This window comes from Candidatus Avoscillospira sp. LCP25S3_F1, assembly GCF_052117125.1.
In the GTDB taxonomy this organism is placed as follows: Bacteria; Bacillota; Clostridia; order Oscillospirales; family Oscillospiraceae; genus Avoscillospira_A.
Map to the genome: position 1 here is coordinate 1 of NZ_JBQKJT010000025.1, position 18,955 is coordinate 18,955.

Sequence of the window (18,955 nt, forward strand, 5' to 3'; positions counted from 1 at the left end):
AAAATGGCGCAAAAACAGCAAAATATGACTGAATTTTGAGCATATCTTGCATGATTTGACACGATTGCTGCCCTTTATAAGCTGTAATGCTTCATTTAATCAGCGGCTCCTAAGAAATGCCGAAGATCAATACCGAGAGCAGAACAAAAATTTTGATAGTATCGTAGAGGAAAAATTGCAATGCGCCGCCAATCACGCTGTCAAGAGATAGCCCTATTGCGGTCAAGACATTGCCGATTAAAGTATTAAGCCACTTCATTCCCAGAATCTGATCCTGGAAGAACAGCCAGATCATACGAATTGTTTCCATAAAGTGCTCTCCTTTCATTGGACAAACAGTTCTAAAATTTTCGATTTAAATTTCTGAATAAAAGCCATCGCCCAACCGATGGCTTTTATTTTTAGCAGGCACAGCTATTTTGTGTGCATGTATTTTTTTCGGTCAACAGTTGCAACAATTCTTTTGCATATTGGCTGCCCTCATCGCTAATTCCGTAATGAGTCCACTTCCCTTCCACACGACCGACCACGATACCAGAATCACATAAAATCTTCATGTGATAGGATAACGTGGATTGGCTGATATGCAAATCTTCCAGCAAAACGCACGAACATTTTTCACCACTGCGAAGCAGCTCCAAAATTTGCAAACGGTTCACATCGCAGAAGGCTTTGAATACCTTTGCATCCGCAGCGTGATCACGCATTGTACTCCCCCTTCCAAATCCAATATATTCGAACTGATGGTTAGTATACACCTCAAATCCAAAAAAGTCAATTTGATTTTTTCAGGCGGGGCTACAAAATAACATTTGACAGCAGTAGAACTTTTTCTTGACAACCGGCATAGGATAGCGTACAATTTCATAAACTCTTTGCACTGCATTACACCCTGTTTTAGGGTGCGAGATCAACAGTACAAACTGAGCAGGCGATGACCCGTTTGGGCATGGGGCCGGGCCGCTACCGCGGCAGCAGATGATTCTTTACATCTGTGGGACAGTTGTATGTTCCACAGGTGTTTTTTTATTGCCATCTGCGGAACAGATCCTCTCGATGGGGTGCTCATAAGAGAACAATCACTGTCAGCCTATAGGACGAAACAGGAGGAATCTTTTATGACAACAAAACATGAAAACACACCTCAATCCACTTCCCATCCGATCAATGAGACGGCGGTTATCCGCAATCTATCCTTGGTCAGCGTCATTGGAAACACCATACTTTCCGGGTTTAAGATGTTCGCAGGAATTGCAGGAAACTCCGGCGCCATGATTTCCGATGCCATCCACTCTTTCTCTGATGTTCTGACCACGCTGATTGCATGGATTGGCGTAAAAGTCTCCAAGCGCGCCGCAGACGACTCCCATCCATACGGACATGAGCGGCTGGAGTGCGTTGCGTCCCTGATACTGGGCCTTGTACTGCTGGCAACTGGAATCGGTGTAGGCAAGGTTGGCGTAGAAAACATTCTCTCCGGAAATTACGAGACATTGGCCATTCCCAGCACCATTGCCCTTGTAGCGGCGATTGTTTCCATCGTCGGTAAGGAGGCTATGTATTGGTATACACGTTACTACGCCAAGTTGATCAATTCTGCCGCGTTCCTGGCCGACGCGTGGCATCATCGTTCCGATGCCTTTTCCTCTATCGGCTCCTTGATTGGCATTGGCGGAGCCATGCTGGGATTTCCAGTGCTGGATTCCGTAGCAAGCGTCGTAATCTGTCTCTTTATCGTAAAAGTTGCCTATGATATCTCCAAGGATGCTTTGGTCAAAATGTTGGACACCTCCTGCGGCGAGGACTATGAGAAACAACTCGTGGAGTATATCGCAGCCCAGGAGGATGTGGTCGGCGTTGATATGCTTCGGTCCAGGATGTTCGGAAACAAGGTTTATATCGATTTGGAGATTTCCGTAGACGGAGATAAATCTCTCCGTGAGGCCCACGGAGTAGCGGAACGTGTACACAAAGATGTGGAACATCAGTTTTCAGACGTGAAACATATTATGATTCACGTGAATCCGGCCAGCAACATGGATGAGTGATATCCTAATGCATGAGCGCGGCCCCGAATGCCCATTATGTTAACTAGAGATATTACTGGACCAGAATTATTTTGCGTTTCCTACAGAATGCTGGAAGAACCAAAATCCAGATGCTAAAGATACATACCCTATCCATGGTTCAGTATGATGGGATAGCGATTGTACACAGGAACAAACTGCTGATTTGCTTGTTCAATATAGAAATTCATTTCAGCATTTTTCCTCCTCTATTTCTATCTGAAAGACATTGATCACATCCACGTCCGGGCAGCAGAAAATAATAGACCCATCCGGTTGACTTGGCAGCTTCCCACCATATCGAAGGATGTCAATATAGGGAAATGCAACATGCATTGCCATGGGACAAAGTTTCCCTCTTTCTGTGTCAAAGTCAAATGTATCTCCAATTTGATGACCACGATGACAGCCCCTATGGCCCTTTTGATCAATCAGGCGCATTTTAATTTTCGGTTTTTTCATCATCGATCTCCTCCCAAATAGGAAAGTCTGCAAAGAGTTTTGCCTGCACTCGTGCGGAAAATTTTTTCTACGGCAGATTGAATCGCATCCTGTTCCAGTGAATCCTCGTAAAAATTCACCAGAAAGTCTGCTTCAACCAGAATTTGATAATCCAGACCGTCTATATTGGTATAGGTGTGGTGATGGGCGACCAAATAGCAGATTCTTGTAATCTCCGCCTCATTGAGGCACAATTCTTCCAGCATCCTGCGGGCGTGTGTCGGCCCTTCCTGCTCCTGTAGCTTTCCACTGCTGCTGCCGTATTTTTCCTCGGCCGGTCGGATTCCAATATCATGAACCAAAGCCGCACATTCCGTTACAAACTGTGTGTGGTCATCCAGATGTTCCATCTGGCCGATCATCTGTGCAAAACGATGCACTTTCATAAAATGTTGGATGCGCTTCGGATCCTCCCGATTGAATTCCATCATCTTCAGTGTAAGCAAATCAATGAATTCTGTCCGGTTCATAGAGACCTCCTATTCTGCCGCATCTTTCAAACAGAGCGACAAAAGTTCTTTTCCTGCGTGTGTTTGGAAAACAGCCTGAATCGCTGGTATTTTTTCATGGTTTGGGCGGCTTTCATAACAGTTTACTATCAAATCCGCCTCCATCAGCAGCTGCAGCAGCTTGCTTTTGGGGCCATCATAATCGTGATGCCGTTCCACCAGCTCCAGTACTTTCGGGATATACGACGGCAAATACTCTGCGTTCTGTAAAAATGGAATGACCAGCTGCGGAGCCACCTGCTTCTGTTTCTCCTGGCCGGCATCTCCATCCCCGTGCTCTTTGCAATACTTGATGGCAATGTCATGCAAAATCGCTGCGGCCTGCAGGATTTGCTGCTCTTCCGGGGAAATTCCCGCCTGTTCCCCCAGCAATTTTGCCAACGCATAAACTTTCAGTATATGCTGTGTTCGTCTGCCATGGCCCGCCTCATAACAAAGCGCACTGTATAAAAGATGCGTTTCATTATTGATCATTTAAACGAATCTCCTTTCCAGGTTATGCTTCTTTATAAGGATAAAGCATATTGCCTTTTCTTTCCGTTGCACTTGCAACATACAGTGGAAAATATTATACTAAATTTCAGTTGGAAAGGAGTAGACATATGCAGATCGATTTGCACCAATTGATTCAGTTACCATTGTTTACCGGTATTCGCGAGGAAGACCTTCCCGCCATGCTCACTTGCATGAGAAGTTTTCAAAAAAACTACCACAAAGGAGAACTGATTCTTTTAGAGAGCCATAAAGTGCGAAACGTTGGCATTATTTTGTCTGGAGTTGTTCATATGGTCAAAGAGGATGCCGAAGGCTATCAAACGCTCCTTGTCACAATGAAAGATGGCGAGCTGTTTGGCGAGTCTTTTTCCTGCGGCAGTCATTTGGATGCCCGTGTGAGCTTTCTGGCTGCTACACCCTGTACCGTGTTGTTTCTGCCCTTTTATAAAATCATTCATTCCTGCAAAATGAGCTGCACCTTTCATCACCGACTAATTGAAAACATGGTTCGTTTGATCGGTGACAAAAATGTTCAACTGATGCAGAAAATTGAAGTGATTTCCAAGAAAACGCTCCGTGAAAAAATCATGGCGTACTTACAGAATCAGGCGGCAGAGCAAAACAACAGCTGCATTACAATTCCTCTGGGGCGGGTGGAGTTGGCCGAATATCTGTGTGCCGACCGCAGTGCCCTGTCCAGAGAATTGTCGTGCATGCAAAAAGACGGCTTACTGGTGTATCACAGGAATGTATTTACCCTGTTGTAAGTAAACGCGCCCTCTGGCGGAATGATTCATAATGGATAAAAAAATATCGGAAAGACGCGGAGTTACGTTGCGCACGCAACGTAACTCCGCATCTTTTTATGATACACTGCCCACAGAAAATCCAACCAATACAAAACACAAGGAGGAAATTCCATGGGGTATCACGTGACTGACCTGCAATTCGACGCATTACTCCAGGTATGGCAAGCAAATTACCATATCTATGCGCCCCGCATCTTTCCTGGCGGCGGCCGGTTCTCCGACACAGACTGCATTCGCTACGGCGAGATCCAGTCGGCAGAAGAAATTGTCTTCGACAAAAAGTCTGACTATTCCTTCAAGGAGATTCTAACACCCGTTTCCCAGACATTGTTTTTCTTTACCGACGGAGCGACCAAGGAAGCCGACGGGCCCCAGAAGGGCGCTGTCATTTTCCTGCGCAGCTGTGACCTGCACGCCCTCAAGCGGCTGGATGACATGTATCTGCACAATGGCCCGGCGGATTACTACTACAGTCGTCTGCGGGAAAACCTCAAAATCGTGCTCATGGGCTGCGAGCAATCCTTTGACAATTGTTTCTGTGTCAGCATGGGTACCAATATCAGCGCCGACTACGACATGAGCATCGACCGCCAGTCCGACGGCACCTATCTGGTGGACTGCAAAAACGAGGACTGGGCCCGTCAGCTGGAATTGGCAGGGTGCTCTCAGCAGGACGTGGTTCCGGCTCATGTGACGGAAAACCATGTCACTGTACAGATTCCCGAGAATCTGACGGCCGATGTGGCAAAAAGCGCCATGTGGAACGAGTATGACAGCCGCTGCATCGCCTGCGGCCGCTGTAACTTCGTCTGCCCCACCTGCACCTGCTTTACCATGCAGGATCTCTATTACAACGAAAACGGCAAAGTCGGCGAGCGCCGCCGGGTCTGGGCTTCCTGCATGGTGGACGGCTTCACCGATGTGGCCGGCGGCGGCAGCTACCGGAAAAAGAACGGTGAGCGGATGCGGTTCAAGGTGCTCCACAAGGTCCTGGACTACAAGCAGCGCAACGGCTACCATATGTGCGTGGGCTGCGGCCGGTGCGATGATATCTGCCCAGAGTATATCTCTTTTTCCAACTGTATTAACAAATTACAGAACGCCATGACGGAGGTGACAGAATCATGATCAAAAACGACTATATCCCCTTCCCTTCCAAAATTCTGGAGGTTGTACGCCATACATCCATTGAATACACCTTCCGCATGGAATACCACGGCAAGGTGGAACCGGGGCAATTTTTTGAAGTGTCCATTCCCAAATATGGAGAGGCCCCTATTTCTGTCAGCGGCATCGGTGATGGTTTTATCGATCTGACCATCCGCCGGGTGGGCAAGGTCACCAATGAGGTGTTTGAGCGCTATGCAGGGGATACGCTGCTGCTGCGTGGTCCCTACGGCAATGGTTTTGATCTGTCGAATTATGTTGGCAAGGATCTCATCATCATGGCCGGCGGCACGGGCCTGTCCCCGGTGCGGGGCGTGGTAGACCACTTTGCCCGTCACCCCGAGCAGCGGGGCCATATGACGCTGATTGCCGGATTCAAAACGCCCCATGATATTCTCTTCCGGGAAGATCTGAAGCGTTGGGAAAACAGTATGGATGTCATTCTGACGGTGGACTGCGCCGAGGAAGATGTGGCCTGCCACGTGGGCCTGGTCACCCAGTATATTCCCCAAATTCAGTTAGGCAATGTGGAGGATACCGTTGCCATCGTTGTGGGTCCTCCCGCCATGATGCGCTTCTCCGTCCAGGGCCTTCGGAATATCGGACTGCCGGAGGAAAATATCTGGATCTCCCAGGAACGGAAAATGTGCTGCGGTCTGGGCAAGTGCGGCCACTGCAAAGTCGGTGACACCTACATCTGTCTGGATGGCCCGGTATTCAACTACACCAAAGGCAAATTTCTTGTGGATTAAGGAGGGCGCACTATGGATATCAACACGAAAGCACTGAAAAAGAACGCGTTTCGCGTGACCAAGGAACGAGGGCTCACCGCCTCCCGCGTCCGCGTCCCCGGCGGCCATCTGGACGCCAAATACCTGAGCGATATTCAGAAGATTGCCGAAACTTACGGCAACGGCACAGTTCATATCACCAGCCGCCAGGGCTTTGAGATTCCCGGCATCCCCTTTGAAAAGATGCCGGAGGTCAACGCGGCCCTGCAAAGCCTCATTGACGGTCTGGAGATCAATCAGGACGAAGCAGGCTGCGGTTATCCCGCTGCTGGTACCCGGAATATCACCGCCTGTGTCGGCAACCGGGTCTGCCCCTATGCCTGCTATGATACAACAGCCTTGGCCCAACGGATTGAAAAGGCTGTGTTTCCCAACGATCTCCACTTCAAGATCGCTCTCACCGGCTGCCCCAACGACTGCGCCAAGGTACGGATGCATGACTTCGGCATCATGGGCATGACAGAACCCCATCTGGAGCCGGACCGCTGCGTCAGCTGCGGCGCCTGTGTCAAGGCCTGCCGCACCAAGTCGGTGGAGGCTCTGAAGGCCGTCAACTACCGGCCTCAGCGAGATGCGCGGCGGTGCATTGGTTGCGGTGAATGTGTCCTGGCCTGCCCCAACGCCGCCTGGACCCGCAGCGAGGCCAAATACTTCCGTTTGACCATTTTCGGCCGCACCGGCAAGAAAAATCCCCGCATGGGTGAGGATTTCATCAAGTGGGCGGACGCCGACAGCATCATCAAAATCATCCTCAACACATACGACTATGTGAAGGAGTATATTGATCCCAACGCTCCCGGCGGCAAGGAGCACATCGGCTATATTGTAGATCGTACCGGATTTGAAGAATTCAAAAAGTGGGCCCTGCGGGACGTGACCCTGCCGGAGATCGCAGAAGTCACGACCCCTATGTATTGGAAAGGTGTAACGTATTGACATGCGCAGAAAAGATAAAGAACTCTTTGGAGCAGATATTGAAGTCATTCTGGAAAAGGGAGAGTATGGTGTCCTGTCTACCGTTGGCCCTGACGGTACTCCCTATGGTATCCCCCTCAGCTATGTGGCGTCCACAACCCATGGACAACGTTTTAAAAAAGTATACAGAGTACGGTGACAAGATCAAACTGGGTGTACGCGCCCCCACATAGCTTTTAATAGGTTAGCGTTGAAGCGCTGCAACAATCTCCTGCAATCGGGCCAGAAGATGGGCGGTCATGAAAAACACCGTTTCAAAGTGCATAAAATCCAGAATGTTTTCATCGTACAGCATCGTAAAACTGGCCGGAAACTCCTCATCCGCATCCCAGAATTGGACGATTACCGGCAAAAACAGAAATACTCTGATTTCCGCCGACACATCGCCGCCCAGCGGCGAGGGGTTGCCCAGCGTCCACAGTGCTTTTTGCAGCAGCGCTGTACGGCCTTGGAACTGCTTTGCAATGGGCTGGAACAGATTGTTTCCTACATAGACCGTACTGGCACACCCTTTGGCCGCGTGCAAGGGGCAAAATCTTCCCGCCAACCGGCAGTCATCCTTGGAATAGCACAGCACATCATAGATGGTCATGGATTCATTATAATCCGCCTCTGTCGTATGCACAAATCCATCATCAGACCAAGTAACCACACCGGTGCCCCGGTCAATTCGATAGGCTCTGGAAAGAAAGGTCGGATACAGATACGCCGCGTCATGATCCAGGTGAAATTTGTCAATCATTTTCTGCTGGTCATATTGCAGGAATGCCCCGCGCATTTTATCCCGCATCTGTTCGTAATTATTTCTTTGCACAAGCCCCTCCCCTTTCTGATCTGTCAGCATAGTCAATAGAGCAGCATGCCAAAATAGGTTACAGCACCTGCTGTGCTATAGGAGAGCCCCGCAGCTTTCGCAAGTTGGGCCACTTGAATTCCAAAGCCCTCCAGAGCAGGAAACAATCGTTCCGGCATTCGGCAGGCCACCGACGGATAGGTGCAGCGTTTGCACCGGATGCATCCTTCATTGGACAGCAGAAGCATGGATGGAAGCTGCTTGCTCGCCCAATCATACAACCGATCGCACAGCGCCTTGAAAGCTCTGTGCCCCGCCAGCATCCCTTCATAATCAAAGGAATCCTCCAACGGATACATAGCGTTAAACACCATAGCCGTTGTATATTGAAAGCATCGCGCCCGTGCCCCCATACCCGAATTGACGGACAGAAAAAACAGTCGTAAACTGGAATAGAAAGGGGCGAAAAAAATGGAACAGCAAAAGGACAAAAAAGGTGCGCCGCCACCTCGCTACGATACTGCCTTCAAAGCCGGCGCGGTGAAAATGGTAACAGAGCAGGGACGGGACCCCAAGGAAGTTGCTCGAGACCTCGGTATTTGCATCGACACCCTACGGAGCTGGCTGAAGGCCTCCGGGATGCAGCTGGGCCAAGTGAGCCGCTACAACCGGGAACAGCAGCGGATACGGGAGCTGGAAGCGGAGATCCGTACGCTGCGCAAGCAGCTGGGTGAGAAGGAGGAGGTCATTGACGTCCTAAAAAAATCCGTCGGCATCCTGTCGAAACCATAGTGGAAAAATACCGCTGCGTTCAGGCGCTGCACCGCCAGGGAGCCACTGTGGAACAGGTATGCCGGACCCTGGAGATCTCGCGCAGCGGCTACTATGATTGGCTGCATCGTAAACCCTGTGTACGGGAGCAGCGCAATCAAGCACTGAAACGGAAACTGGTGGAACTGCACCAAAAATATCCTGCCCTGGGATTGGACAGCCTCTATCATTTGCTCAAACCGGATTTCGGCTGCTCTCGCAAGCGGGTACACCGTCAGATGCGCCTTGCCGGCATCTGTTCGGCCAGACATCGGGCCTATAAAGTCACAACCAACTCCCAGCACAGCCATCCCGTTGCATCGAATCTCCTCAAACGAAACTTCTTCTTTGAACGCCCAAATCAAGCCTGGGTGGGCGATATTACCTACATTCCCACCGGTGAGGGCTGGCTCTATCTTGCCATTGTAAAGGACCTGTGTACCCGTAAAATTGTAGGTTAATTCGACTTTTTTCAGCATGACTTTTAGGTGTGGAAAAGGATTAAAAAATCAAACTGAAAACCTCAAAACCCTTGATTTTACGGGGCTTTTCCGGTTTGTCGTAATTATACCGTAAGGGCACTCCAGTACAACGTATAAGCTGAAAAAGTTCGGCGCTTCCCCAATCCTTCCCACCGCCGTATCTCGTAGTCTCGCATGCTGTGCAGACGGCGTGCCAAGTTGTAATTTCCCGCCGAAAAAGCACACCTCCACCCCATTATCAGGCGCAATCTTGGCAAATTCTTAGCGCGCCCAGCGGCTTCCCGCCGCTCGGAATTTCAGTAAAATCCTGCTCCTCCAGGTCTCCGGAACACCTCATTAGGAGACTAACTATTAAAAGTCAAGCCCCGAAATAAAGATGTTGCAGATTTTTGCACCTACCGAGAAATGGTATTACAAGTAGAGCGTCACAGGCGGCGCCCTGGGAGAAGATTATAGGAATGGTTAACCAGCTTTGCGGTAAGGCTGACCGGACCTCTGCATGGCGTAGATCAGTCTGACCAGCTTCTTGGCAGCATGAGAGATAGCGACATTATAATGCTTACCCTCAGATCGCTTCTTTTCAAGGTATGCTTTGAAAATGGGATCCCAATAACAGACATACTTGGTTGCATTAAATATGGCGTAGCGCAAATATCTGGAGCCTCGCTTCTCCATGTGAGCATAGCAATTGTTCATTCGCCCGGATTGGTAGGTAGATGGTGACAGGCCGGCATAAGCCAGCACTTTGTCAGCAGAATCAAAATTGGAGAAATCTCCAACCTCAGCCAGAATCATGGCTCCCATCCGGCTTCCAATACCAGGGATAGAGGTTATTGGCGACTGAATCTGCTCCATGAGTTTCTCAATCTCCGTTTCAATTTCTTCAATCTCTGCATCTAATACCTGAATTGACCGGATTGTGTGCTTCAATTCCAACGACTTGGCAGGCATATAGGAGCCAATAGAATTTCTGGCAGCATCTCGCAACATAATAGCCCGGTCACGGCCATAGCGACCTTTGGAAGCCTCATAAAGAACAGCTTTCAAGTGTGTCAAGTTAGCACCAGCAAGCTGCTTGGCACCGGGATATTCCAGCAAAAGTGCATAAACAGAGGCAATATGGAGAGTGGGAACTAACTTTTCCAGCTCCGGGAACAGAATGCAGACCAGACGAGTAATGGAAGATTTCAATTTTGCCCGTTGCTTTACCTTATCAAATCTATATCTTGTCAATGACTTTAATTCCTCATTGTGGTATGATGTGTCTGTGTAGGACTTGAGACCCACATCAGACATTAACATAGTTGCAATGGTTCGTGCATCCACCCGGTCAGTCTTGGTTTTACGAAGGCTCAGGCTTTTCCGGTACAGGTTGGTGTGCAAGGGATTGATGACAAAGGTTGGCAGGCCTTTCTCAAGGAGAAATCCTAGAATGTTGTAGCTGTAATGTCCGGTAGCCTCAAGTCCTACTTTCATTTTATCTATAGGAGAGGCGCAGGACTGAATGACTTGCAGTAGTTGGTTGAATCCCTCAGCATTGTTCTGGATTGTGAAGACATCTGCCAGAACTTCACCTTCCGAGCTAAGGATGAAGCAATCATGTTTTTCCTTTGCCACATCAATGCCGACCGTAATAATCATAGTGTTTACCCCCAACGGTTTATTTGTTGTGATGCTGCTGTATCCACAGAACACTTTACTCTTGTAACCTCGTTCTACATAAACCGTCTGGCGGTATTAATCAACAATACTGTAAAGGGCTGTGGTTGGAGCCTCTTAAAAACCATCGTGTGGTAGGTGATGAAAACCAATCCACAGCATCCTATACAGTGTAGCACACCCCTGAAGAGGGGGGATATAAATACTACTCTTTAATAATACGAGGTATAAAGAGACTCCAGGCACGCAAAGGCCGCCGTGGCATCCTGCCTACGGCGGTTTTTGCATGTCCGGAATTCATTCATTAAAAAGGCACTGTGCGCACACGGTCGGCGGGGTCCTCGACGGCCTGCTGACAGAGCAACGCTTCCTGCCGAAATCCCACCGCCGCAGGCACGAGAATGTCAAATTGACATCCTCGTCTTCCCTGCTACTTTGCACAGGCAAAACACCTAATAAATATTTTGTCGACGTCCCTTGACAACCAGCCGTTCTTCCACTATTATGTAGCTTGCTACCAAATTATGTAGTCTGCTACTAATTTGTAAAAAAGGAGGCGGCATTCATGTTACCGGTCGGCAAAGACGACCTGGGATTCAAGATCAAAACCATCTCTAAGCTGCTGGCACAGAACATGACCAACAGCATCACTTCCCTGGACCTGACCAGTTCGCAGGCCATCGTTCTGGGCTACCTGTGCTATCGGGCACACCGGCAGGAGTCGGTCTATCCACGGGACCTTGAGCGACACTTCTCCTTTACCCATCCTACGGTGTCGGGGCTGCTGCAGCGGCTGGAGGCCAAAGGCTATCTTCGCTTCGAGCCGTCGCCGGAGGACCGGCGGTGCAAGCAGATTCTCGTCACAGAGCGGGCGCTGGAGACCAACCAGCAGGTCCTCGACCATCTGGCCGCGTCGGAGCAGCGGCTGGTCAGCGACATGTCCCCCGTGGAAATCACCCAGCTCCACAGCTTCCTGGATCGGATGATCCGAAATCTCAGCGCTTCCAACGGCGCGCCGCAGGCGGCGGACCAATTCCCCCGGCCCGCTGATGAGACGGCGAGAGCACCCGAAGATCGCGGGTGGTAATCTCTGGATATTCGTTAAAATTTGTTTTCAAACTCGGGATGGGCGCTGCACCGCGGGAGGCGCGGCGGCCCACGGTCGCGGAAGGCTCCGGGAGTTTGGATAGGAGGAATTTTCTGGTATGATCAAAACACTGAGTAAAAGCATACGGGAATTCAAGAAGCCGGCAATCCTCACACCGATCCTGGTGGTAGGCGAGGTCATTCTGGAATGCATCATCCCGTTTGTGATCGCCAATCTCGTCAACGAGATGCAGGCCGGCTGCGGCATGGACGTCATCGTCCAATACGGCTTGCAGTTGATTATTATGGCTGTGCTGTCGCTGATTCTGGGTGTGGCAGCCGGCAGCACCTGCGCCACAGCCTCCACGGGCTTTTCGCGGAATCTGCGGCAGGATATGTTCTACCGCATTCAGGACTATTCGTTTGAAAACATCGACAAGTTCTCTGTCTCAAGCCTGGTAACCCGGATGACCACCGATGTCATCAACGTACAGATGTCCTTCATGATGATCATCCGTGTGGCCATCCGCTGCCCGCTGATGCTGATCTTCTCCTTCATCATGGGCTTTGCCATGGGCGGCCGCCTGGCCATGATCTTCCTGGTGACGATCCCCCTGCTGGGCGTTGGTCTGGCTCTGGTGATCCGCAAAGCCACCCCCATTTTCCGCCGGGTGTTCCGCAAGTACGACGCCCTCAACGACTCGGTGCAGGAAAACGTCCAGGCCATGCGCGTGGTCAAGAGCTATGTCCGCGAGGACTATGAGAAGAAGAAGTTCGGCGCTGCCGCCGAGGACGTCCGCAGAGACTTCACCCGTGCCGAGCGCATCATGGCCATTAACAACCCCATGATGCAATTCTGCGTATACACCGGCATGGTCTTCGTTCTGAGCTTCGGCTCCTATGCCGTCATTTCCAGCCAGGGCCTGGAGGTCAACGTCGGCCAGATGTCGGCCATCATTACATACAGCTTCCAGATCCTGATGAGCCTAATGATGCTCTCCATGGTATTCGTGATGATCGCCATGTCCATGGAGTCCGCCGAGCGTATCGTCGAGGTGCTGCAGGAAAAGAGCAGCCTGACCAGCCCCGAGAATGCGGTCACGGAAATACAGGACGGTTCCATCGATTTTGACGGCGTCAGCTACAAATACTCCCGGACCGCCGAGCGCAATGCCCTGGAGCATGTGGATCTCCACATCCGTTCCGGTGAACTCATCGGCGTCCTGGGCGGTACAGGCTCGTCCAAGACTACCCTGGTGCAGCTGATCCCCCGGCTCTATGACGTGACGGAGGGCGCAGTCCGGGTCGGTGGCGTAGACGTGCGGAACTATGACCTGGAAACCCTCCGCGACAGCGTGGCCATGGTGCTGCAGAAGAACGTACTGTTCTCCGGCACCATCAAGGACAATCTCCGCTGGGGCAACCCCAATGCCACCGACAAGGAGATGTATGAGGCCTGCCGTCTGGCCCAGGCCGACGAGTTCATTCAGCAGTTCCCCGACAAGTACGATACCTGGATTGAGCAGGGCGGCAGCAACGTCTCCGGCGGTCAGAAGCAGCGGCTCTGCATTGCCCGGGCCCTGCTGAAGAAGCCCAAGGTCCTGATCCTCGACGATTCCACCTCCGCTGTGGATACCCGGACCGACGCCCTGATCCGCCAGGGCTTCCGCGAGTTCATCCCGGATACCACCAAAATTATCATTGCCCAGCGCGTGGCCTCGGTGGAGGACGCCGACCGCATCATTGTCATGGACGGTGGCCGCATCAGCGCCATCGGCACCCACGAAGAGCTTTTGAAGAGCAATGAGATTTACCGTGAAGTGTACATGTCCCAGACAAAGGCAGGTGATCATGATGAAGCGTAAAAACACGATCGAAGAGCGAAACGCCACCCCCGCTGCGACTCGTACCACCACCAGTCGCGGCCGCCGCGCCCCCAAGGGCGTACTCCGCAGGCTGCTGAAAACCCTGTTTGAATTCTATCCGGTGCTGCTGCCGGTCACGCTGGTGTGCATCCTGATCAATGCCCTCGTCAGCTCCATGCCGGCGGTCTTTCTGCAGAAGGTCATCGCCTTGGTAGACCAAAGCTACAAGAGCGGCGACTGGTCTGCGGTATCCGGCAAAATCCTCGGCCTTGTAGGAATCCTGGTGTCCATGTATGTGGTCAGTCTCATCGCCGGCGCCTTCTACACGCAGATGATGGCCATCATCACTCAGGGCTCGTTGAAAAAGATGCGCGAGAAGATGTTCAACCACATGCAGGACCTGCCCATCCGGTACTTTGACACCAATGGACATGGCGACATCATGAGCTACTACACCAACGATGTCGACACCCTGCGCCAGCTCATCAGCCAGAGCCTTCCCAATATTCTCATCTCCGCCATCACACTGTTCGTGGTGTTCTGCATCATGGTCTACTACAGCGTCATTCTGGCCCTCGTAGTGGTGGTCGGCGTCGTCTGTATGGTCTTCGCCGCCCGCGCTATTACCAAGCGCTCCTCCACCTACTTCCTGCGCCAGCAGATCACCCTGGCCAACGCCGAGGCGTTCATGGAGGAAATGATGACCGGCCAGAAGGTCATCAAGGTCTTCTGCCACGAGGAAGCCGCTAAGGCCGACTTTGACAAAGTCAACGACGAAATTTTCTTCAACGCCCGCAACGGTAACCGTTTTGCCAACATTCTCATGCCTCTGCTGGGCAACGTCGGCAACGTGATGTACGTGGTCGTGGCACTGGTGGGCGGTGCCCTGCTGCTGTCCGGTGCCCCCAACGTCAGCCTCTCCGGCATGGCTTTCAGCATCAGCATCGTGGTGCCGTTCCTGAATATGACCAAGCAGTTCGCCGGCTCCATCGGTCAGGTATCCAACCAGATCAACATGGTCATCATGGGTCTGGCCGGCGCCCACCGGATCTTCTCCCTGCTGGATGAGAAGCCCGAAACCGATGACGGTTATGTGACTCTGGTCAACGCCAAGGAGAACGCCGACGGAACCCTGACCGAGTGCCCCGAGCGCACCATGGTCTGGGCCTGGAAGCATCCCCACCACGACGGCACCGTCACCTACACCAAGCTGACCGGCGACGTGCGGTTCTATGACGTGGATTTTGGCTACACGCCGGACAAAATAGTCCTCCACGACATCTCCCTCTACGCCAAGCCCGGCCAGAAGATCGCCTTTGTCGGCGCCACCGGTGCCGGTAAGACCACCATCACCAACCTCATCAACCGGTTCTACGACATCGACGACGGCAAGATCCGCTACGATGGTATCAACATCAACAAGATCAAAAAGGCTGATCTGCGGCATTCCCTGGGCATGGTGCTTCAGGACACGAACCTGTTCACTGGCACCGTCATGGAAAATATCCGCTACGGCAATCTGGAGGCCCGTGACGAAGAGTGTATCGCAGCAGCCAAGCTGGCCGGTGCCGACGACTTCATCCGCCGTCTGCCCGAGGGCTACAACACCGTACTCCGCGGCAACGGCGCTAACCTGAGCCAAGGCCAGCGGCAGCTGCTGAGCATCGCCCGGGCCGCCGTGGCTGATCCTCCGGTCATGATCCTTGATGAGGCCACCTCTTCCATCGATACCCGTACCGAGGCCATTGTCCAGCGGGGTATGGACGCGCTGATGTACGGCCGGACAGTATTTGTCATCGCCCACCGCCTCTCCACGGTCCAGAACTCCAATGCCATCATGGTCCTTGAGCATGGCCGCATCATCGAGCGCGGCAGCCACGAAGAGCTGATCGCCCTGAAGGGCAAGTACTATCAGCTGTATACCGGCGCCTTCGAACTCGAATAATCCCAAAGATGTAACATCAAAAAATTCATACTGGCTGAAAAGGGTGCTGATGCGAAAGATCAGCACCCTTTTTCTCTTCCGAATGCCATAGAAACCCCTATGGCATTTTGGTTTTTTAGTGTAAGCAAAAGCCGCCGTGGCGGTAGTGTCAACAGTTTTGCGCAAATTGGTTTGTAGACTTTGGGATGAATGAAATCAGCCATCAATGGAGGCATTCTCCAGGTGCTTCATGTTCATGTACTTCTTGTTGCCCCACTGGGTGCCGGCCACATGGCACAGCCGGGCACAAACCAGCATCAGAGCAGAGTTACCGTCGAGGAAACTACCTACTACACAGGTGCGGCGGCGGATTTCCCGGTTTAGCCTCTCAATCACGTTGTTGGTACGGATACGGATCCAGTGTTCACTGGGAAAATCGCAGTATCTGACACAATTTTAATTCCATCAAGCAATTGAAAATAGTCTTTGAATGGTGTATACTTCTCCACATAAGGCATCCCCCTTTGTTTGGAGTTTGTTTCTCATCAAAAACATTCTACATCATTCAACGGGGTGATGTCTTCTTTTTGTGCACTTTTTCAGTTTTGCTCATTCATAGTTTACGACTGATTTTTCTGTCCGTCAATTCGGGTATGGGGGCACCTTCTGCAAATGGGAAATGACTCCACTCAAAAATCAGCTGGAAACACCATTCTCCGAAGAAGGCAGACAGCTATATTTCAAGCGCACAAAAAAGAAGCGCATGAACGCACGACTGGATGAAATATGTTCAGACAAAGCTGCCCAAGCAGTTAATCTCGGAAAGTGGGGCCAGCTCAACAACTTTGAGTTTGTCATGAACAGGGCCTATGCACTCAATCGCGACAAATTGAGGTGCAGAGTGTGCGGTGGCTGGCTTATTGCCAGCACACCCTATGCTCATCGGGTCAATCCAAATCTTCCGCTGAACAAGGTGAATCGAGTCAACAATCTGGTTTCACTCCATACGAAATGTTTCTTTGCGGTTAATAACCCGCCCCAAGACATTGGCGAATTTGATACAAAAGCGCAAAAGAGAATTAGCGGTTATAGGGAAAAACTGGTTATTTCACATACACGCAACAAATAATCTGCATTGATGGAGCGCCGTGTGCGGTGAAAGTCGCATGCACGGTGCGAAGCGGGGGAAAATCCGCTCTGACTGCTGAATCCTTAACGGATTCAGTAAAAGCGGCGGATTACATTCTGGACACCACGCCCCAGCAAATCACCCTGGAGCCGAACCGCGACGCCACCGTGCAGTTCCAGAACTACAAGCGCCCCACATTGACGATTCATAAGGTAGACATCAATGGCAACGCTCTAACCGGCGCAATTTTTGAGGTGAAAACCAAGACAGGCGTGAAAATCGGTGATTTCCCCGTCGGCCCGGATGGCTCCATCACCATTGAAAACGTCCATCTGGACGAGGGCTATTACATCGTCACAGAAATTCAAGCCCCGGACGGCTACATTCTCGATTCCACGCCCCATGAGGTCTATCTGCGGCCCGGTAAGGTGACGGAAATCACCATCGAGAATGAGAAAAAGCCAGGACTGACCATCCGCAAGATTGATTCTGTCACCGGCAACCCTCTGAAGGGGGCAAAATTTGAACTTTGGGTATCCAAAGACAACACCGAGGACGGCACGTTCCAAAAGCTGGACCAGAACTACTACTACACCGACGAGAACGGCGAAATCCATCTGGACAAGCTGGATACCGGCTGGTATAAGGTGGTGGAAGTCAATCCGCCCACGGGCTACGCGCTCCGCGATCCCTCTGAGCAGATCATCTATGTGGACAATGACAAGGCCGTGGAGCTGATTTTTGAAAACACGCCCCTGTCCGCCTTGATTGTCTGGAAGTTTGATTCCAAGACCGGCGAGGCCCTGGAGGGTGCGGTATTCCAGGTCAAGTATCTGGGCGGCACGTCCGGCAGCGGCGGCACCGTCATCGGCACCTATAAGACCAGCGCCAACGGCAGCTTTACCGTCACCGGCCTGGAGGCTGGCACCTACGTTGTGGAGGAGCTGGCCAGTCCGAATGGCCACGTCATTGACACCGCACCTCAGACCGTTTTTATCTCCGGCAAGGAACAGGATGTGGTGCAGCTCTATTTTGGGAACAGCCCCAAGGGTAGCCTGCTGATTAAGAAAATCGACAGCGAAACCCATAAGCCGCTTAGCGATGTAGAGTTCATGGTTACAACCGCAGACGGCACCGTGGTGGGCGATGCCAACGGCAAATTTGTCACCGATAGCGCCGGTACGATTCTTATTGAGGATATTGACCCCGGCACCACACTGGTCGTCAAGGAAACCAGGGCCAGGGACGGCTATTTGCTGGATGACACGCCCCAGACTGTCAAAATCAAGTCCGGCGAAACGGTGACATTGGAGTTCCGCAACCAGCCCAAGGGTAATCTCATCATCAATAAGCTGGATTCCGTCACCAAGGCCCCGCTGGAGGGCGTCGAGTTTCAGCTGACCTATGCGGACGGCTCCTATGTGGATGCCGAAGGCGGCACCCTGTCCAGCAAGGGCCTGTATACCACCGATGAAAACGGCCAGATCATCCTGTCCGGTTTAACCGGCACCATCGTCGTGACCGAAACCAAGACCATCGAGGGCTATTCCATCCATGAGGAAACCCGCACGCAGACGGTCGTTGTGAACCCCAATGATACGCAGACCCTCACTTTCTACAACGACCCCGTGGGCGGTGTGGAGATCATCAAAGTCAACGCCGATCAGACCAGTGAGCGCATCCCGAATACCACCTTTGAGATCCGCAAGGTGGATGATGAATGGATCGATACGGTTACCACCGATGAAAACGGTCGTGTCTTTGTGTCCCTGGAGGACGGCGCCTACCAAAAGCTACTTATGCATTTTCCTTTTAGAGAAAGAGTTCACTTTCCGCAACCCATGTGATACAGAAGCAAATATCCATCTTGGCCTCTTTCCGAACGACATAAATT

19 protein-coding genes, 2 pseudogenes and 1 riboswitch are annotated in these 18,955 nt (G+C 51.6%); of the genes and pseudogenes, 12 read left to right on the forward strand and 9 right to left on the reverse strand.

Going from position 1 to position 18,955, the window contains the following annotated elements:
• Positions 1-109 precede the first annotated feature (109 nt).
• Together ACTQ33_RS15250 and ACTQ33_RS15255 are read right to left on the reverse strand one after the other, a co-directional pair.
• Positions 110-310, reverse strand: coding sequence for a permease (locus tag ACTQ33_RS15250; protein ID WP_441465389.1), 201 nt, complete (start codon positions 308-310; stop codon positions 110-112).
• A 91-nt stretch (positions 311-401) separates the two neighbouring features.
• Positions 402-707, reverse strand: a complete 306-nt coding sequence (locus ACTQ33_RS15255) for an ArsR/SmtB family transcription factor (protein WP_441465390.1) — start codon at positions 705-707, stop codon at positions 402-404.
• 206 nt (positions 708-913) lie between these two features.
• A riboswitch (NiCo riboswitch) is annotated at positions 914-1,005 on the forward strand.
• 113 nt (positions 1,006-1,118) lie between these two features.
• Between ACTQ33_RS15255 and ACTQ33_RS15260 the strand changes: the two genes are divergently transcribed.
• Positions 1,119-2,048 (forward strand): cation diffusion facilitator family transporter, encoded by a 930-nt coding sequence (locus tag ACTQ33_RS15260; RefSeq protein ID WP_441465391.1) that lies wholly within the window; start codon positions 1,119-1,121, stop codon positions 2,046-2,048.
• Positions 2,049-2,258: 210 nt separating this feature from the next.
• Here the strand turns inward: ACTQ33_RS15260 and ACTQ33_RS15265 are convergent, their stop codons facing one another.
• From ACTQ33_RS15265 to ACTQ33_RS15275, 3 genes are read right to left on the reverse strand one after another with little or no spacing between them, the layout of a single operon-like run.
• Positions 2,259-2,531, reverse strand: a complete 273-nt coding sequence (locus ACTQ33_RS15265) for a TIGR04076 family protein (protein ID WP_441465392.1) — start codon at positions 2,529-2,531, stop codon at positions 2,259-2,261.
• Positions 2,528-3,037 carry an HD domain-containing protein gene (locus ACTQ33_RS15270; RefSeq protein ID WP_441465393.1) on the reverse strand — a complete coding sequence of 170 codons (510 nt, stop codon included), beginning with the start codon at positions 3,035-3,037 and terminating at the stop codon, positions 2,528-2,530. The genes ACTQ33_RS15265 and ACTQ33_RS15270 overlap by 4 nt, the downstream gene beginning before the upstream one ends.
• A 9-nt stretch (positions 3,038-3,046) precedes the next feature.
• On the reverse strand, positions 3,047-3,550 hold the full coding sequence (locus ACTQ33_RS15275; RefSeq protein WP_441465394.1) for an HD domain-containing protein: 504 nt from the start codon (positions 3,548-3,550) through the stop codon (positions 3,047-3,049).
• 128 nt (positions 3,551-3,678) lie between these two features.
• On the opposite strand from ACTQ33_RS15275, the gene ACTQ33_RS15280 reads away from it, so the two are divergent.
• The 4 genes from ACTQ33_RS15280 to asrC all read left to right on the forward strand — a co-directional run bounded on the left by ACTQ33_RS15280 (position 3,679) and on the right by asrC (position 7,274).
• Entirely contained in the window at positions 3,679-4,338 is a 660-nt protein-coding gene (locus ACTQ33_RS15280) for a Crp/Fnr family transcriptional regulator (RefSeq protein WP_441465395.1), read from the forward strand.
• Positions 4,339-4,491: 153 nt separating this feature from the next.
• Positions 4,492-5,508: an anaerobic sulfite reductase subunit AsrA gene (asrA, locus tag ACTQ33_RS15285; protein WP_441465396.1), complete on the forward strand. Its 1,017-nt coding sequence runs from the start codon at positions 4,492-4,494 to the stop codon at positions 5,506-5,508.
• Entirely contained in the window at positions 5,508-6,299 is a 792-nt protein-coding gene (asrB, locus tag ACTQ33_RS15290; protein WP_441465418.1) for an anaerobic sulfite reductase subunit AsrB, read from the forward strand. The genes asrA and asrB overlap by 1 nt, the downstream gene beginning before the upstream one ends.
• A 12-nt stretch (positions 6,300-6,311) precedes the next feature.
• Complete coding sequence (asrC, locus tag ACTQ33_RS15295; RefSeq protein ID WP_441465397.1) at positions 6,312-7,274, forward strand: sulfite reductase subunit C; 963 nt, start codon at positions 6,312-6,314, stop codon at positions 7,272-7,274.
• A gap of 223 nt (positions 7,275-7,497) precedes the next feature.
• Here asrC and ACTQ33_RS15300 read toward each other — a convergent pair whose 3' ends face one another.
• Both ACTQ33_RS15300 and ACTQ33_RS15305 read right to left on the reverse strand, forming a co-directional pair.
• A complete protein-coding gene (locus ACTQ33_RS15300) occupies positions 7,498-8,127 on the reverse strand; it encodes a DUF3786 domain-containing protein (RefSeq protein ID WP_441465398.1) in 630 nt (209 codons plus the stop codon).
• Between the two features lie 32 nt (positions 8,128-8,159).
• On the reverse strand, positions 8,160-8,519 hold the full coding sequence (locus ACTQ33_RS15305; RefSeq protein ID WP_441465399.1) for a DUF2284 domain-containing protein: 360 nt from the start codon (positions 8,517-8,519) through the stop codon (positions 8,160-8,162).
• Positions 8,520-8,577: 58 nt separating this feature from the next.
• On the opposite strand from ACTQ33_RS15305, the gene ACTQ33_RS15310 reads away from it, so the two are divergent.
• Both ACTQ33_RS15310 and ACTQ33_RS15315 read left to right on the forward strand, forming a co-directional pair.
• Complete coding sequence (locus tag ACTQ33_RS15310) at positions 8,578-8,898, forward strand: transposase (RefSeq protein ID WP_441465400.1); 321 nt, start codon at positions 8,578-8,580, stop codon at positions 8,896-8,898.
• A 47-nt stretch (positions 8,899-8,945) separates the two neighbouring features.
• A complete protein-coding gene (locus tag ACTQ33_RS15315) occupies positions 8,946-9,377 on the forward strand; it encodes a DDE-type integrase/transposase/recombinase (RefSeq protein ID WP_441465401.1) in 432 nt (143 codons plus the stop codon).
• Positions 9,378-9,860: 483 nt separating this feature from the next.
• Here ACTQ33_RS15315 and ACTQ33_RS15320 read toward each other — a convergent pair whose 3' ends face one another.
• Complete coding sequence (locus ACTQ33_RS15320; protein ID WP_441465419.1) at positions 9,861-11,036, reverse strand: IS110 family transposase; 1,176 nt, start codon at positions 11,034-11,036, stop codon at positions 9,861-9,863.
• Positions 11,037-11,622: 586 nt separating this feature from the next.
• Here ACTQ33_RS15320 and ACTQ33_RS15325 point away from each other — a divergent pair.
• The 3 genes from ACTQ33_RS15325 (at position 11,623) to ACTQ33_RS15335 (ending at position 15,953) form a co-directional block, all read left to right on the forward strand.
• Positions 11,623-12,144: a MarR family winged helix-turn-helix transcriptional regulator gene (locus tag ACTQ33_RS15325; protein WP_441465402.1), complete on the forward strand. Its 522-nt coding sequence runs from the start codon at positions 11,623-11,625 to the stop codon at positions 12,142-12,144.
• A gap of 118 nt (positions 12,145-12,262) precedes the next feature.
• On the forward strand, positions 12,263-14,008 hold the full coding sequence (locus ACTQ33_RS15330; protein ID WP_441465403.1) for an ABC transporter ATP-binding protein: 1,746 nt from the start codon (positions 12,263-12,265) through the stop codon (positions 14,006-14,008).
• The gene (locus ACTQ33_RS15335) at positions 13,998-15,953 is read left to right on the forward strand and encodes an ABC transporter ATP-binding protein (RefSeq protein WP_441465420.1); all 1,956 of its coding nucleotides are present in this window, start codon (positions 13,998-14,000) and stop codon (positions 15,951-15,953) included. Before ACTQ33_RS15330 ends, ACTQ33_RS15335 begins: the two co-directional genes overlap by 11 nt.
• Before the next feature lie 195 nt (positions 15,954-16,148).
• Here the strand turns inward: ACTQ33_RS15335 and ACTQ33_RS15340 are convergent.
• A pseudogene (locus ACTQ33_RS15340) lies at positions 16,149-16,376 on the reverse strand (transposase); the annotation flags it as partial.
• A 319-nt stretch (positions 16,377-16,695) separates the two neighbouring features.
• Between ACTQ33_RS15340 and ACTQ33_RS15345 the strand changes: the two are divergent.
• The gene (locus tag ACTQ33_RS15345) at positions 16,696-17,061 is read left to right on the forward strand and encodes a hypothetical protein (RefSeq protein ID WP_441465404.1); all 366 of its coding nucleotides are present in this window, start codon (positions 16,696-16,698) and stop codon (positions 17,059-17,061) included.
• 26 nt (positions 17,062-17,087) lie between these two features.
• Positions 17,088-18,908 (forward strand): annotated as a pseudogene (locus ACTQ33_RS15350) (MSCRAMM family protein); the annotation flags it as partial.
• Positions 18,909-18,955: the final 47 nt, after the last annotated feature.

What these genes read in the sequence shown, in the direction of transcription:
- ACTQ33_RS15250 (WP_441465389.1), bottom strand. Translation starts at nt 310, where the DNA reads ATGGAAACAATTCGTATGATCTGGCTGTTCTTCCAGGATCAGATTCTG.
- ACTQ33_RS15255 (WP_441465390.1), bottom strand. Translation starts at nt 707, where the DNA reads ATGCGTGATCACGCTGCGGATGCAAAGGTATTCAAAGCCTTCTGCGAT.
- ACTQ33_RS15260 (WP_441465391.1), top strand. Translation starts at nt 1,119, where the DNA reads ATGACAACAAAACATGAAAACACACCTCAATCCACTTCCCATCCGATC.
- ACTQ33_RS15265 (WP_441465392.1), bottom strand. Translation starts at nt 2,531, where the DNA reads ATGATGAAAAAACCGAAAATTAAAATGCGCCTGATTGATCAAAAGGGC.
- ACTQ33_RS15270 (WP_441465393.1), bottom strand. Translation starts at nt 3,037, where the DNA reads ATGAACCGGACAGAATTCATTGATTTGCTTACACTGAAGATGATGGAA.
- ACTQ33_RS15275 (WP_441465394.1), bottom strand. Translation starts at nt 3,550, where the DNA reads ATGATCAATAATGAAACGCATCTTTTATACAGTGCGCTTTGTTATGAG.
- ACTQ33_RS15280 (WP_441465395.1), top strand. Translation starts at nt 3,679, where the DNA reads ATGCAGATCGATTTGCACCAATTGATTCAGTTACCATTGTTTACCGGT.
- asrA (WP_441465396.1), top strand. Translation starts at nt 4,492, where the DNA reads ATGGGGTATCACGTGACTGACCTGCAATTCGACGCATTACTCCAGGTA.
- asrC (WP_441465397.1), top strand. Translation starts at nt 6,312, where the DNA reads ATGGATATCAACACGAAAGCACTGAAAAAGAACGCGTTTCGCGTGACC.
- ACTQ33_RS15305 (WP_441465399.1), bottom strand. Translation starts at nt 8,519, where the DNA reads ATGGGGGCACGGGCGCGATGCTTTCAATATACAACGGCTATGGTGTTT.
- ACTQ33_RS15310 (WP_441465400.1), top strand. Translation starts at nt 8,578, where the DNA reads ATGGAACAGCAAAAGGACAAAAAAGGTGCGCCGCCACCTCGCTACGAT.
- ACTQ33_RS15325 (WP_441465402.1), top strand. Translation starts at nt 11,623, where the DNA reads ATGTTACCGGTCGGCAAAGACGACCTGGGATTCAAGATCAAAACCATC.
- ACTQ33_RS15330 (WP_441465403.1), top strand. Translation starts at nt 12,263, where the DNA reads ATGATCAAAACACTGAGTAAAAGCATACGGGAATTCAAGAAGCCGGCA.
- ACTQ33_RS15335 (WP_441465420.1), top strand. Translation starts at nt 13,998, where the DNA reads ATGAAGCGTAAAAACACGATCGAAGAGCGAAACGCCACCCCCGCTGCG.
- ACTQ33_RS15345 (WP_441465404.1), top strand. Translation starts at nt 16,696, where the DNA reads ATGAACGCACGACTGGATGAAATATGTTCAGACAAAGCTGCCCAAGCA.